Genomic DNA, 13579 nt, shown 5'->3' on the forward strand with positions numbered 1-13579 from the left:
GAAGATGTGCAATCACTCAGTACTTTAAAAATAACATGTTTGAGAGTTAGTTTTTTTTAGTTAGTTTATGTTTAAATTCCATTGTCTTAAATTGCGATTTATGCTTAATAGATATTTTGTTCTCTTTTTTATTCTTATTGCAGTTTCGTGTGAAAAAGAAAAATCTTTCAAGTTTCAGGTCGATAGGGGCAATGGAATTTTTTTAAATCAACCGCAATCGATACAAGAAGATGACATTGTGTCTAGCGGCTTGCGATTAGATGCTACCTTAGCTCTTAAATCTAATTCTGGTGAACAAATTCCATTTCAGAAGGAAAATGGTAAACTTTGGTTTATTTCAAATTCAAATGAACAAGGGTCTTATAAATTTGTAAATCAGAAAGAAGAATCATCTCTACATGGCGAACTGTTACTACAAAAGGAGAACGGTAATTTAAACGTTCAATTAAATGGAAATACTGCGGTATCCTATAGATTTGATATGACATATCCCCCTGAAGGGGTGGACTCCATTTATGGAAAGTCTGGCTACATACACCCAATCATTACTCCAAAAGGTGATACGCTGACCAGAATTCAACCCCCAGACCATTACCATCACTATGGGCTATGGGCCCCATGGACCCATACGCAGATAGACGGCGAACGCGTTGATTTTTGGAATCTCAAAGAAGGAATGGGAACCGTTCTTTTCAAGGAATTTAAAGAGCAATCGACGGGTAATTTGTTTACCTCATTTACCGCAACGCAAGAACATATCGATTTAAAAACACAAAGCAAGCCCCAGGTGGCCTTGAATGAAGATGTAACCGTAAAGATTTGGGATATCAACAGACCGGATCGGTATATGTTCGATTATATTACTAACTTTAGTTCCCCTCTCGAGAACGGTATATTGTTTGAAGCATACCGATATGGTGGGGGACTGGGTTTACGTTTCCATGAGCGTTGGAAGGCAGATAATTGCACGGTACTCGCCTCAGAAGGTAAAGACCGATCAAATGCCGATGGCAGTAATGCCAGATGGTGTATAGTTTCAGGGGAATCATCAGATGGAAATGGGGAGAGTGGAATACTTTTCTTAAGCCACCCTGATAACAGAATGCATCCTGAACCTATGCGCATATGGCCCAAAGATGCCAATGGTGGTAGAGGCGATATGTTTTTTGAGTTTTGCCCGATCCGCCATGAAGAATGGCGAATCGAGCCCGATAAAAATTATGGACTCAAATATAGAATGATAGTGTTTGATGGTGAGTTAGGGGCTCAAGAAGCCGAGGCCTATTGGCAACATTTTGCAAAAGAACCAAAGATAGAAGTAACCAAGAATTAAATAGAAAGTTAAATGCAACGAAGAAAGTTTATTAACCGAACAGCGCTGGGCACTGCAGCTATGGTTGGTTTTCCTACCATTGTACCCGCAAACGTTTTAGGAAAAAATGCACCTAGTAATAAAATTAATATTGGGCAAATTGGTTGTGGCCGAATAGCTCGTGACCATGATATTCATGATACCATTCGTTTTGACCAAACCAAATATATCGCTGTTTGTGACGTAGATTCTAGACGGGCCGATGACGCCAAAGTCTTGGTAGATTCTTTTTATAAAGAAAAAACGGGTAAGCAGAAGTATAATAGTACTAAAGTTTATGGCGATTATAGGGAAATGCTCATGAATAAGGATATTGATGCGGTAGTTATCAGTACACCTGATCACTGGCACTCACAGCCAGCTATGGAAGCAGCCTATGCCGGTAAGGATATTTACCTTCAAAAGCCCACATCTTTAACTGTGAAAGAAGGGCAACAATTAAGAAAGGCGGTAAAAGACACCGGAGTTATTTTGCAGGTAGGTACCCAACAACGTGCGATGCCACAGTTTAGGGTTGCCGCTGAGTTGGTCAGAAACGGTAGAATCGGTAAAGTTCATACTGTGAAAATAGGATTGCCAGGTGATCCTGCCGGGCCAGAAGCACCGGCCATGCCGGTTCCTGAGAACTTGAATTTTGATATGTGGTTGGGTTCTACCCCTGAAGTACCTTATACCGAAATAGGTGTGCATCCTCAAGAAGGTTATAGCAGGCCCGGTTGGTTAAGGTTACGTAGTTATGGGGCCGGTATGATTACCGGTTGGGGCCAACATCATTACGATTCTGCAGCTTGGGGAATGAATACCGAATTGACCGGGCCTTCTTCAGTTGAAGCCTTGGCGGAATTCCCTAAATCAGGTCTTTGGAATGTTCATGGTGATTTCTTCGTAAAACATGAATATGATAATGGTATGACGGTTTACACCAGTGGTGGATATACCAATGGAATAAAATATATTGGTGAAGACGGCTGGATCTTTGTTTCCCGTGGGTCATACCAAGCTTCTGCCTCTGATCCTGTTGACAAAGAAAAAAGCGCGAAAGCGTTGAATGCTTCCGATCCTAAAATATTGGAATCCGTAATTGGGGAAAACGAAATCCACTTAGAAAAAATAGATGATCAACACGGTAACTGGTTAGATTGTATAAAAAGCCGAAAGCAACCTATTTCTAATATTAAGAAAGGTCATAAAGCTTGTGTAACTTGCCTAATCAGTGATATTGCAATGCAATTTGACCGTAAATTGGATTGGGACCCAGATAAAGAAGTTTTCATTAACGATGATGAGGCGAATGCTCTTCTTCATCGCGAACAACGAAAACCGTACGGTACTGATTACGTTAAAGCGTAATTATATAATAATTTTACTATAAACACCTCCTTGAATAACGGAGGTGTTTTGATTTTAAAAGTAACTTTGAAATTAGCCTGAATCAGGCAGATAAACTGAACATACCATGAAGTACTACCTAACTCTCTTAAGCGCAATTGTACTATTCTCTTGCGCGGAAGAAAAGAAAAACGAGAAACCAGAAAACGAAGAAATGACTGAAAAAGTAAAGTTGATGACACTCGATCCAGGGCATTTTCATGCAGCTTTGGTACACAAATCTATGTATCCGCAAGTAGATTCGACCATTTATTTATTCGCTCCCGAAGGTCCGGAAGTCAAAGATTTTCTGAACAAAATCGATGCTTATAATTCTAGGGAAGAATCTCCAACAGACTGGACTATCGAAAGTAAATTCGGCGATGACTATTTGCAGCAAATGATATCCGATAAACCTGGTAATGTTATGATCGTAGCAGGTAAAAACTCAAAGAAAATAGATTATGTACTCGCAGCGGTAAAGGCCGGTTTAAATGTTTATGCCGATAAGCCCCTAGTAATAAACCCAGAAGGGTTTGAAAAATTGAAGGAAGCTTTTGAAGTGGCCAAACAGAACAATGTTTTGATTTACGATATCATGACAGAGCGTTTTGAATCGACTACAATGATGCAAAAACTATTGTCTACGATGCCTGATGTGTTTGGTGAACTGGTAGATGGTACAGCGGAAGAACCCGCTATCAGTAAAGAAAGTATACATCACTTCTTTAAGTATGTAAGTGATCAACCCTTGGTGCGGCCAGCATGGTTTTTCGATGTAAATGAAGAGGGTGAAGGTATCGTTGATGTAACTACCCATTTAGTAGATTTGGTGCAATGGGAAGCTTTCCCTGATCAGGTTATCGATACGACGAATGTAGAAATGGTCAAAGCTCACAGGTGGCCAACAGTACTTACGCCTGAAGAGTTTCAGAAGGTGACCGGTCTAGAAGAATTCCCCCCATATTTGAAAAAGGATCTTAAAGATGGAAAATTACATGCGTATTCCAACGGAGAAATGATTTATAAAATCAATGATAAGTTTGCTAAAGTTTCCGTTATCTGGAATTATCAAGCCCCCGAAGGTACAGGTGATACCCATTATAGCATAATGCGCGGTACCAAAAGTAATCTTATCATTAAACAAGGGGAAGCCGAAGGGTACAAGCCGATACTTTATGTCGAACCAAAAAATGCCGAGAACTTTGAAGCCGCCCTTAACAAGGCCATTAACGGAGAAGTTAAAACACAATTTGCAGGCACGACCACTGAAAAGATGGATGATGGTACCTATCGGGTGAATATACCTGATGAGTTCAAAATTGGTCACGAAGCACATTTTGGTCAGGTAACCGAAAACTTCTTAAAGTATTTAGAGGCGGGAGAACTGCCTAATTGGGAAGAGCCCAATATGATCGCTAAATATTATACGACTATTGAAGGGTATAAAATGACCCAAGAATAAATTGTTTCTAAGAGTTGAGCACTTCTTTAAAATCTAAAAAGAAGTCTTCAAATTTTAGCATAGTTTCACTTAAAAACACCATGGTCTCTTGCCAGGTGTTTTTATTGTGAATCGATACCGCCGATTTCTCAATGAATACCCGAGAGACTTCTTTACCATTCTCGAGAATATAGCTGTCATCAAAACGGGCTTCAGGCAAGTATTCATCCGACTCGATAATCGATTTTAAAGATTGTACCTTTTCCCAAAGCGTAATACGTTTTTCCAAATCATCGGTTTCCACATCCATTATGACCATGGCCTTTTTTACATCAAAATGAAATTTAAAGACAAGGCCTTTTATTTTGGTATTATATAGAATCCATTTCTTTGGATACGATTTTCCAAAGGCGATCCAGAATTCTTCCCGTAGTTTTTTTGACTCTTCCCTGCTGAACATTTATAGAAAATAGGCGAAAACGATTCCTAAAATAATAACGAAAATTTTTCTGAGATTAAACGAATGGCCTTCTGAACTCTCAAAAAGTATTACGGTAGAGATGTGAAGAAATACGCCAATGACCAAGGCCGTTATGGGGGCATAATAATTTGCTATCCACTGGGCATGTGCCGCAATATAGCTACCCATTGGCGTCATTAATGAAAATAAGGTGGTGAACAAAAGTGCCTTTGTGAACGATATCTTTGAGGTCAGTAAAAAGATGCTTAAAATAATCGCAATCGGAATTTTATGAATCAACACCCCATAAAGTATAGTATCGTGGTGTTCTATAGGAAAGCCCTCTAGAAACGAGTGAATGCAAAGACTAATGAAAATGGCCCACGGGAATCCTGATTTTTCACTGTCGATGTGTACATGGCCGTGTTCGGCACCTTTAGAAAAGAACTCTAGAAATATTTGCAGCAGAATTCCTAACATTACAAACACCCCAACTGTTTTGGCATCTGAATGTTCGTACACTGACGGAAATAGTTCGAAAATTGTCAACGCCAGTAGAAAAGCACCACTAAAAGCCAATACCAGTTTAAAATGATTTTTATTCTCTGGCTTGATGATATATACAAATACAAAACTCAAAAGTACGGCCAGTATGGGCAGAAGGTAGTTCATGAACGTTGGTGAGAGTAGATAGTAGTATTATGTAGTAGGGATGATTCTTTTATCGATTCTAGACAATCCCTAACTATTGACCTGAATCTTAAAGTTTGGGCCAAAATTAACCTATTTTTGCAACTTTCATATCATTTCTATGGGTTCTAATTTTAAAATGGTCGCCAAAACACTTTTTGGCTTTGAGGAAATTCTGGCAAAGGAAATTAAGGATCTTGGCGGCGGTAATATTGTCACCGGGGTACGAAATGTTTCCTTCGAAGGTGATACCGGCTTTATGTACAAGGCAAATTTATGTCTCAGAACGGCCATAAAAATTATCAAACCGATACACTCGTTTTCGGTACGCACAGAGAAAGAACTTTATCGCAAAATATATTCGATGGATTGGGGCGAGTTTTTAGCTGTAGACACCACATTTGCTATTGATTCTACGGTGAACTCAGATAATTTTTCACATTCGCTCTATGTTTCTCAAAAAGTAAAAGATGCCATTGTAGATAAGTTTCGTGACACTGATGGTACTCGGCCTAATGTTGATGTCAAGTTTCCCGATGTGAGGATCAACATTCATATTCATAAAGATCATTGTAATGTTTCATTAGATAGTTCGGGGAGGTCGTTGCACCAAAGAGGCTATCGAACTGCGACCAATATAGCGCCAATTAATGAAGTGTTAGCTTCCGGTCTTTTGCTGATGAGCGGTTGGGATGGGCAATGCGACTTCTTGGATCCTATGTGTGGAAGTGGAACCTTCTTAACCGAAGCGGCAATGATTGCATGTAATATTCCCGCAAATATCAATCGTAAGGAGTTTGCTTTTGAAAAATGGAATGATTTTGATGAACCTCTGTTCGATAAAATTGTTGAGGTATGCTTGAACAAAACGCGTGAGTTTCATCATAAAATAATTGGTTATGATAAGGCTCCTTCCGCAGTCAGAAAAGCAACGGATAATGCGGCCAATGCCAATTTATCGGATTATATAACCATAGAACGCAAGAATTTTTTTCAAACTGAAAAGTTTACAGATGCTAAATTACACATGGTTTTTAATCCACCATATGGTGAACGTCTAAACCTTGATATGGAAGAATTTTATGGTTCTATAGGTGATACCTTAAAGCAAAGTTACCCGGGTACAGAGGCTTGGTTCATTACATCTAATTTAGAAGCCTTAAAATATGTTGGGCTGCGACCATCGAGAAAAATTAAGGTTTTCAATAGCCACCTTGAGTCGCGTTTGGTCAAATATGTAATGTACGAAGGTAGTAAGAAAGCAAAATACCAGAAAGCAGATTAAAAGGTGTTAGTTCTGGGATGCTTGGTTGGGCCGTGGCGGAGGTGCTTGTCGGCTCAAGACCTTAGGTTCTTCCGGAGCCTTGGCTTTCTTATAAAGAGGTATCAAATATGAAATGGAATAATTGTAGCCGACGCCGAATTTACTGCCATCTGTTACTTTGTTGAACCCAGGAATGAATAGGTTTCTGAAGTTATCAGGGTTTTTATTGGTCACCAAAAAAGCCAATCGAGCACTAGCTCCGAAATACAGATTTTTCACGATTTCAGCTTTTATACCTACTACAAACTCTAACCAAGATGCGGTCAAGCCACTAAAATCGCCGACTTGTTCGGTACCTGCCGTAAAATCTTCCGGACTCCAATACCTGTCTATATCAAAAATTTTATAGTTGTTCAGGGTCTGACTGAACGTACTGAAAGCGTAGCGCCCTCCGACATAAATCATGTTCTGTTCACCGTACCAGTTGCCATAGGTATTATAATCTATACCTAGCTTGAGGTAACTGCCCGATATCGTAAAGTTATAAAGGTCTCCCGACGCCGTTGTTTCATCAATGCCGAGTCGAACACCTATCGTTTTCTTCTCATTGCCCAGTTCACCTGCTAAATACAATTTTTGGCTCAACCGGTAATCTCCTACGAATTCTAGACCTGTGTAATTATCTTCTAAAAATGAAATTAGCGGTCTGCTCAAATCGATTCCTACACGAAGACCATAAGGTTGTTTGTAAACCGTAGTGTCTTTTCGGTTGAGGTCTATCGGCCTGTCTTGTGCATACCCAAGAAATGCCGTACAAATAAATAAAATACTAATGTAGGATCTTAACATGGGCCGAGGCTGTATTTTGAATCGTTGAATCTACTACCCTAATTTCTTGAATCCATAAACTATCACTAGGCACAATATTTGGCTCTAATTGTTCGTAATTGACTATATAGCCGCAAGCACGAGATTGATAGATTTCTTTAGTTATGTAGTTGAAGGTTAAGGTGTCAACGTTAATATCATCGATTGACGTTTGACGGCTAAGCGTAAATGATGTGGTATTTGAATCGACCCGTAAAGGAAGTACTATAGAATCTAACGCTGTATTGTCAATAGTATCTTGTTCGCCTTCAGGTAAAAGACCACGAACAATTAAGTTGTCTACATCTTTAAACTCGGTGGTGTCGGCAACATCATAAAATCTAATGACCAAACTAGGGGTATCTGCATCTGTACAAATATCGTCTTTCTCACATGCGGAAAAAGAAAGTATACCCAAGAAAATTAGTACTACAACTCTGATTTTGTTCATAGGGTCATATCTTTTTCAAAAGTACAACATTTTCTACGTGATGGGTCTGAGGAAACATGTCTACCGGTCTTACCTTTGCAACTTTGTAAACGTCTTTCATCAAAGCAAGATCACGAGCCTGTGTAGCACTATTGCAACTCACATAGACCACTTTGTCCGGTGCTATGTTTAAAATCTGTTGTACCACATCTTTATGCATGCCATCTCGAGGCGGGTCTGTAATGATCACGTCAGGAATTCCATTTTGCTGAATAAACGTCTTGTTGAATACGTTTTTCATATCTCCAACGAAGAAATTTACGTTTTCGATTTGATTTCGTTCTGCATTGGCCTTTGCATCTTCGATTGCTTCGGGAACAGATTCTATACCCACCACCTTTTTGGCTTTTTTAGCCACAAACTGTGCAATGGTTCCTGTACCGGTGTACAGGTCATAGACCAATTCATTACCATCTAAGTCGGCAAAATCCCTAGTTATTTTATAGAGCTCATATGCTTGCTCTGAATTGGTCTGATAAAAAGATTTAGCGGTTATTTTGAATTTAAGACCTTCCATCTCCTCAAAAATATGGTCACGGCCATCAAAACAAACAATCTCTTGATCGTAAATGGTATCGTTTTGCTTTTGGTTGACTACATATAGCAATGCCGTTATTTCTGGGAAAGTATCTTTCAAATGATTGAGTAACAATTCTCGCTTCTCTACGTCATCTTCGTAAAACTGTATCAATACCATCAACTCACCTGTAGATGCGGTGCGAATCATTAAGGTTCTCAATAACCCGTGCTGATGCCTCGGATTAAAAAATGAGAGTCCGTTCGCATCGGCAAAATTACGGGCGGCTAGGCGAATGGCATTCGATGGGTCACGTTGTAAATGACATTTTTTGATGTCAAGTATTTTATCCCACATACCGGGAATATGAAACCCTAGCGCATTTTTATCGGTGATTTCAATATCTGACTGTATCTCGTTTAAGGTCAGCCAACGGCTATCGGAAAACGAGAACTCCATTTTGTTCCGATAGAAATATTGTTCTTTTGAACCTAGAATAGGGGTGATTTCAGGAAGTTCTAAATGTCCGATCCGCTTAAGGTTGTTTTCTACTTCTTTCTGCTTATAGTACAGTTGATGTTCATACCCCATGTCTTGCCACTTGCAGCCGCCACAAACGCCGAAATGCTGACATTCTGGTTCAACACGTTTGTCGGACAGTTTATGAAACTGAGTTGCAACGCCTTCAAAATAGGCTTTTCTTTTTTTGGTGGTCTGTACATCAACAACATCGCCTGGTACAGTATTCGTTAAGAAAATGACCCGCCCATCAGGTGCTTTGCCAATAGTTTTACCTTTTGCTCCAGCATCGATTACTTCAACATTTTCGAAAACTTGTTTCCTTCTATTTTTCCGCATGGCGCAAAAATAGGATGTTTCTATAAAATGAGACTTGCGTTTAAGAGATAATTAGGCCTATTGCTATTCGAGTTTGTATCATTTTTTTCACCTAAGAATTGCTAGTGCACAACCGAAAAATTATGCCGGTCTGGACCATATTTTGTAGCTTTGTAGCTCTACAAGGATGATTTCTCTCCTACGCTGAATTTTCGAACTCTCGAAAGGAAAAAGGTATAGAAGGAATTACTGAAGTTTTATTTAAAGTAATTTTTATCATGTCAGTTTTAGAAAAAATCACTTCTGAAGACGCTATTGCGTTAGAAGACAAGTACGGTGCACACAACTATCATCCATTACCCGTTGTACTAAATAGGGGAGAAGGTGTTTATGTATGGGATGTTGAAGGAAAAAAATATTACGATTTTCTTTCGGCTTACTCTGCAGTAAACCAAGGTCATTGCCACCCGAAAATTGTGGGCGCGATGACAGAACAGGCCCAGACCTTGACCCTTACCTCTCGTGCGTTTTATAACGATATGTTGGGCAAGTATGAGAAATACGTTACCGAGACTTTTGGTTTCAATAAGTTGTTGCCGATGAACACGGGAGCTGAAGCGGTTGAAACCGCTTTAAAAGTGTGTAGAAAATGGGCTTACGAGCAGAAAGGCATTGCCGAAAATGAGGCGCAGATTATAGTTTGCGAGAATAACTTTCACGGTCGAACCACAACGATTATTTCATTTTCCAATGACCCGGTAGCCCGCAAAAATTTCGGACCTTATACCGCTGGGTTTCTAAAAATTGAATATGATAACCTTGAAGTTCTAGAGGAAACCCTAAAAAACAATTCCAATATTGCCGGCTTCTTGGTCGAACCCATTCAGGGTGAGGCCGGGGTTTATGTTCCTAAAGAGGGTTACTTAAGCAAGGCCAAGGCATTATGTAAAAAGTATGGAGTATTGTTTATTGCCGATGAGGTACAAACGGGTATCGCCAGAACTGGAAAAATGTTGGCGGTCGACCACGAAAACGTAAAACCTGATATTTTAATTTTAGGAAAAGCACTTTCAGGAGGGGCTTACCCGGTATCGGCTGTATTGGCAGATGATGCCGTCATGGGTGTTATTCGCCCGGGTAATCATGGTAGTACTTTTGGGGGTAACCCGGTAGCTGCTGCTGTTGGTATGGCAGCTTTGGAAGTCGTGAAAAACGAAAACCTTGCGGAAAATGCCATGAAGCTGGGCGAGTTGTTTAGAGATGAACTGAATAAGTTTATACCGACTTCCAATATCGTAAACGAAGTACGCGGCAAAGGATTGTTGAACGCTATATTGATTAATGATACCGAAGAAAGTTCTACCGCTTGGGATATTTGTATAGCTTTAAGAGATAACGGACTTTTGGCTAAACCAACACACGGTAATATCATTCGCTTTGCACCTCCATTGGTGATGAATGAAGAACAGTTGCGCGAGTGTGTGTCAATTATCACATCGACATTGAAGCATTTTGAGAAGTAATTGAAGACGCACATTAGTATAAAAAAATCCCTTCTAACCGATTAGAAGGGACTTTTTTTATTTAGCACTATTTTAAATTCTATAATCCTGAACCAAAACCGTCAGTAGTAAAGAAAGCTATGATCGCACCAAAATAGAGAATGGTGAATAATAGCATCACAATCGATAGCCCTATGCTAATATAAGATAACGTTTTGCCCGTCTTAGCATTATCATAACCGGAATAGACGCCTGGGTTAGCTAAATGTAGCTGTTCAGCTTTCTTGGCATTGTTTAGTCCGATTATGCCAAAGATTAAGGCAAAGGGCCCACAGCAAACAAAAGGGGTGATTACACCGATAATACCCATGGTTAGAGCTGTACTTGCTCCAGGTAAAGGTTCTTGATTCATATTTTAGTTTTAGGTAGGTATACTTATTCTTGTTCGATGCCCCATTGTTCCATAATTTCTTGGGTCTGCTCCATATAAGCTTCCCATCCGCCCATTTGCGAAATTGAGAAAATCGTCCACACCAAGGCAATTGCACCTAAAACCAAACCGATGATGGCCACAATTTTAGCGGTTTTCAATTGGCTGAAGTTCGAATAGTTTTCGGGGTTTTGTTTGTATAATTTTTCATCCTTAAGAATTAAGAAGAAAGCAATACCGGAAAGAACTATTCCACCGATCCCTATGCTAAAACAGCAGCAAAGATAGGAGACAATACCCAAAACAAGGGCGATGGTTACGTTTGGTAATTTTTGTTGTTCCATAAATTAAAGGCGTATTAAATAAATTTTAGCACATAGTTGCCAAGTATCAAGGCCACACTTGCTATGGTTAGAAAAACGATTATGTAATTGTTGATTTTTAGCTTTGAAAAACTACCCAATACTAACAGTAAAAGAAGAGGCAAGAGCACATAGATGGCAGGGTACATTTCAAACGCTGAACCAAAATCGCCCTTTATCAAAAATAGCATTGACCTTTGCAGGCCACAACCGGGGCAATCGAAACCCCATAGTTTTTTCGTAAAGCAGGGTAACATATAATTTTCGATGTTCAGTAAAAAGCTGGTCAGATACATTTTTGGCTTGCCGGAAATTCTTTCAGGAAAATTACCATTATTTTTGTGGATATAAAATAAAATATGGGCGTTTTTGCAGTTGGAGATAGGGTAGAGACCATCGATGATATTATTGGTGGAGAGGTTGTTAAGGTCGATAGCAATGAAGTTACTATTGAAACCAATGATGGTTTTATATTAAAATTTATGCCTTCGGAACTGGTAATAATCGAGGGCGGACAGATTCAAGTTAGCCATTACGAGGTGTCGCAAATAAAGGCTGAAAAGGAGCAACCAAAAAAGAGACAGAGCAAATCCATTAAATCTAAAGAGAGAAATGCGCCTAAAATGGAGGTTGATCTTCACATCAACCAATTGACCACTTCTACAAGGGGGTTGTCAAATTTCGACATGCTCAATTTGCAGTTAGAGACTGCCAAAAGACAACTCGAGTTTGCTATGCGCAAACGAATTCAAAAGATAGTTTTTATACATGGGGTAGGTGAAGGGGTGCTAAAAGAAGAACTTTACTACCTTTTTAGAAGGTATGAAAACGTCAAATACTACGATGCTGATTATCAGAAATATGGTTTAGGCGCTACAGAGGTATATATCTACCAGAATATTTAATTGCCGAATGTCGTATAACTGCCCATTTCAATACTTTCTATAAGATCTAATGTTGAATCGCTTTCACCTTCTTCATTCGCCTTTAAGGTAAGAACAAGACTGTCTAACGTAAAGCTGTGGGTATAGGTAATGGTACCTTCGGTGTCAGGTTCGCTTTCTACCGTTTCAATGTTTAAGTGGCCCGATGTCGAATTAAAATACCATGCTTCAATATCTTCTGACAAAGCGTTCGTAGTACAGGCCATGTCAGATGTAACCAAAGTGTCGGCAACTACGTACCTAAATAATCCGGTATCTAGATTGATTTTTCGAGGTAACGTATCGTTAGTCGCCATATTTGCCAATGAGTCTATCGGTACATCAAGGGTTATAAATTCATCGTTAATGGTTTTGTATAATCGAATACTTGAATCAGAAGGGTTTTCTAAACACTCAACATAGGATTCGATTTCTGCGTAATTTGAAAACGGTGTGTCTAATTCGATACTATTGCTCGTACTTGTGGTAAAGGTGCCATACTCAAATGTAGAAGAATCGGTAAGACTTTCATTTTGTGAATTGGTGAGCGATAGCCCTGTAATCGAAATGGTATGTCTGTAATTTTTAACGGTTTCGGTAACTGAACCTACTTCAGTATCGATATTGAGATCACCGGCAGTTGCAGTGGTTTCTTCTATCACGGTAGGTTCTAACGAAGGTATAACATCACAGAAATAGGCTTGTGAAACATTGTCGGAAAAAAGACGGTAAATCAAACTTGACGATGATGGTATCGTTGAAGAGATACTTTCAGGTGTTGAGGTCTCATTCTCGAGCAAGCCGCTTGCTAAATTTAATAGTAATGCCTCGTCTTGGTCAATTTTGAAAAAGAAGGTCGTTTCGGTAAGATCATCTACATTACCGCAGTTTGAGATATTTACCGAATCAAAATCAACTCGTTCTATTTGTAGGTCTCCATCGTCGCAGGTGAACAACAGCGCCGATAAACATAAAAGCATGACTTTCTTCATGGCCCAAATTTAAAGTAATTTAGTCACAAGTTTATGGGCAATTGGGTAGAAATTAACTTTA

At 39.4% G+C, this 13579-nt stretch carries 15 protein-coding genes; 6 read left to right on the forward strand and 9 right to left on the reverse strand.

What is annotated here, in order from left to right; genetic code table 11:
* Positions 1–100 precede the first annotated feature (100 nt).
* From IV512_RS00050 to IV512_RS00060, 3 genes are all read left to right on the forward strand, one after another.
* Positions 101–1333 (forward strand): PmoA family protein, encoded by a 1233-nt coding sequence (locus IV512_RS00050; protein WP_209399492.1) that lies wholly within the window; start codon positions 101–103, stop codon positions 1331–1333.
* 12 nt (positions 1334–1345) lie between these two features.
* A complete protein-coding gene (locus IV512_RS00055) occupies positions 1346–2722 on the forward strand; it encodes a Gfo/Idh/MocA family protein (protein WP_209399494.1) in 1377 nt (458 codons plus the stop codon).
* Between the two features lie 106 nt (positions 2723–2828).
* Positions 2829–4205, forward strand: a complete 1377-nt coding sequence (locus IV512_RS00060; RefSeq protein WP_209399496.1) for a putative oxidoreductase C-terminal domain-containing protein — start codon at positions 2829–2831, stop codon at positions 4203–4205.
* A gap of 7 nt (positions 4206–4212) precedes the next feature.
* Here IV512_RS00060 and IV512_RS00065 read toward each other — a convergent pair whose 3' ends face one another.
* Positions 4213–4644 (reverse strand): DUF4268 domain-containing protein, encoded by a 432-nt coding sequence (locus IV512_RS00065; RefSeq protein WP_209399498.1) that lies wholly within the window; start codon positions 4642–4644, stop codon positions 4213–4215.
* Positions 4645–5316: a ZIP family metal transporter gene (locus IV512_RS00070; protein ID WP_209399500.1), complete on the reverse strand. Its 672-nt coding sequence runs from the start codon at positions 5314–5316 to the stop codon at positions 4645–4647.
* Between the two features lie 139 nt (positions 5317–5455).
* On the opposite strand from IV512_RS00070, the gene IV512_RS00075 reads away from it, so the two are divergent.
* Positions 5456–6619 carry a class I SAM-dependent RNA methyltransferase gene (locus IV512_RS00075; protein WP_209399502.1) on the forward strand — a complete coding sequence of 388 codons (1164 nt, stop codon included), beginning with the start codon at positions 5456–5458 and terminating at the stop codon, positions 6617–6619.
* Positions 6620–6625: 6 nt separating this feature from the next.
* On the opposite strand, the gene IV512_RS00080 is transcribed toward IV512_RS00075, so the two are convergent.
* The 3 genes from IV512_RS00080 to rlmD are packed head-to-tail and all read right to left on the reverse strand — an operon-like array spanning position 6626 to position 9330.
* The gene (locus IV512_RS00080; protein ID WP_209399504.1) at positions 6626–7447 is read right to left on the reverse strand and encodes a DUF6048 family protein; all 822 of its coding nucleotides are present in this window, start codon (positions 7445–7447) and stop codon (positions 6626–6628) included.
* Positions 7428–7916: a DUF6452 family protein gene (locus IV512_RS00085; protein ID WP_209399507.1), complete on the reverse strand. Its 489-nt coding sequence runs from the start codon at positions 7914–7916 to the stop codon at positions 7428–7430. The genes IV512_RS00080 and IV512_RS00085 overlap by 20 nt, the downstream gene beginning before the upstream one ends.
* A 4-nt stretch (positions 7917–7920) precedes the next feature.
* Positions 7921–9330 (reverse strand): 23S rRNA (uracil(1939)-C(5))-methyltransferase RlmD, encoded by a 1410-nt coding sequence (gene rlmD / locus IV512_RS00090; RefSeq protein WP_209399509.1) that lies wholly within the window; start codon positions 9328–9330, stop codon positions 7921–7923.
* Between the two features lie 257 nt (positions 9331–9587).
* Here rlmD and rocD point away from each other — a divergent pair, with 257 nt between their 5' ends.
* On the forward strand, positions 9588–10832 hold the full coding sequence (rocD, locus tag IV512_RS00095) for an ornithine--oxo-acid transaminase (protein WP_209399511.1): 1245 nt from the start codon (positions 9588–9590) through the stop codon (positions 10830–10832).
* 79 nt (positions 10833–10911) lie between these two features.
* Here rocD and IV512_RS00100 read toward each other — a convergent pair whose 3' ends face one another.
* The 3 genes from IV512_RS00100 to IV512_RS00110 are packed head-to-tail and all read right to left on the reverse strand — an operon-like array spanning position 10912 to position 11899.
* Positions 10912–11223, reverse strand: a complete 312-nt coding sequence (locus tag IV512_RS00100) for a CCC motif membrane protein (RefSeq protein ID WP_100869082.1) — start codon at positions 11221–11223, stop codon at positions 10912–10914.
* A gap of 23 nt (positions 11224–11246) precedes the next feature.
* The gene (locus IV512_RS00105; RefSeq protein ID WP_100869081.1) at positions 11247–11585 is read right to left on the reverse strand and encodes a CCC motif membrane protein; all 339 of its coding nucleotides are present in this window, start codon (positions 11583–11585) and stop codon (positions 11247–11249) included.
* 14 nt (positions 11586–11599) lie between these two features.
* The gene (locus IV512_RS00110) at positions 11600–11899 is read right to left on the reverse strand and encodes a DUF2752 domain-containing protein (RefSeq protein ID WP_209399513.1); all 300 of its coding nucleotides are present in this window, start codon (positions 11897–11899) and stop codon (positions 11600–11602) included.
* A gap of 63 nt (positions 11900–11962) precedes the next feature.
* Here IV512_RS00110 and IV512_RS00115 point away from each other — a divergent pair, with 63 nt between their 5' ends.
* Positions 11963–12508, forward strand: a complete 546-nt coding sequence (locus IV512_RS00115) for a Smr/MutS family protein (protein ID WP_209399516.1) — start codon at positions 11963–11965, stop codon at positions 12506–12508.
* Here the strand turns inward: IV512_RS00115 and IV512_RS00120 are convergent.
* Positions 12505–13518, reverse strand: coding sequence for a hypothetical protein (locus tag IV512_RS00120; protein ID WP_209399518.1), 1014 nt, complete (start codon positions 13516–13518; stop codon positions 12505–12507). The two genes, IV512_RS00115 and IV512_RS00120, sit on opposite strands and share 4 nt — an antisense overlap.
* Positions 13519–13579 lie beyond the last annotated feature (61 nt).

Source organism: Pseudozobellia sp. WGM2, from assembly GCF_017810075.1.
Taxonomy (GTDB): Bacteria; Bacteroidota; Bacteroidia; order Flavobacteriales; family Flavobacteriaceae; genus JADNYK01.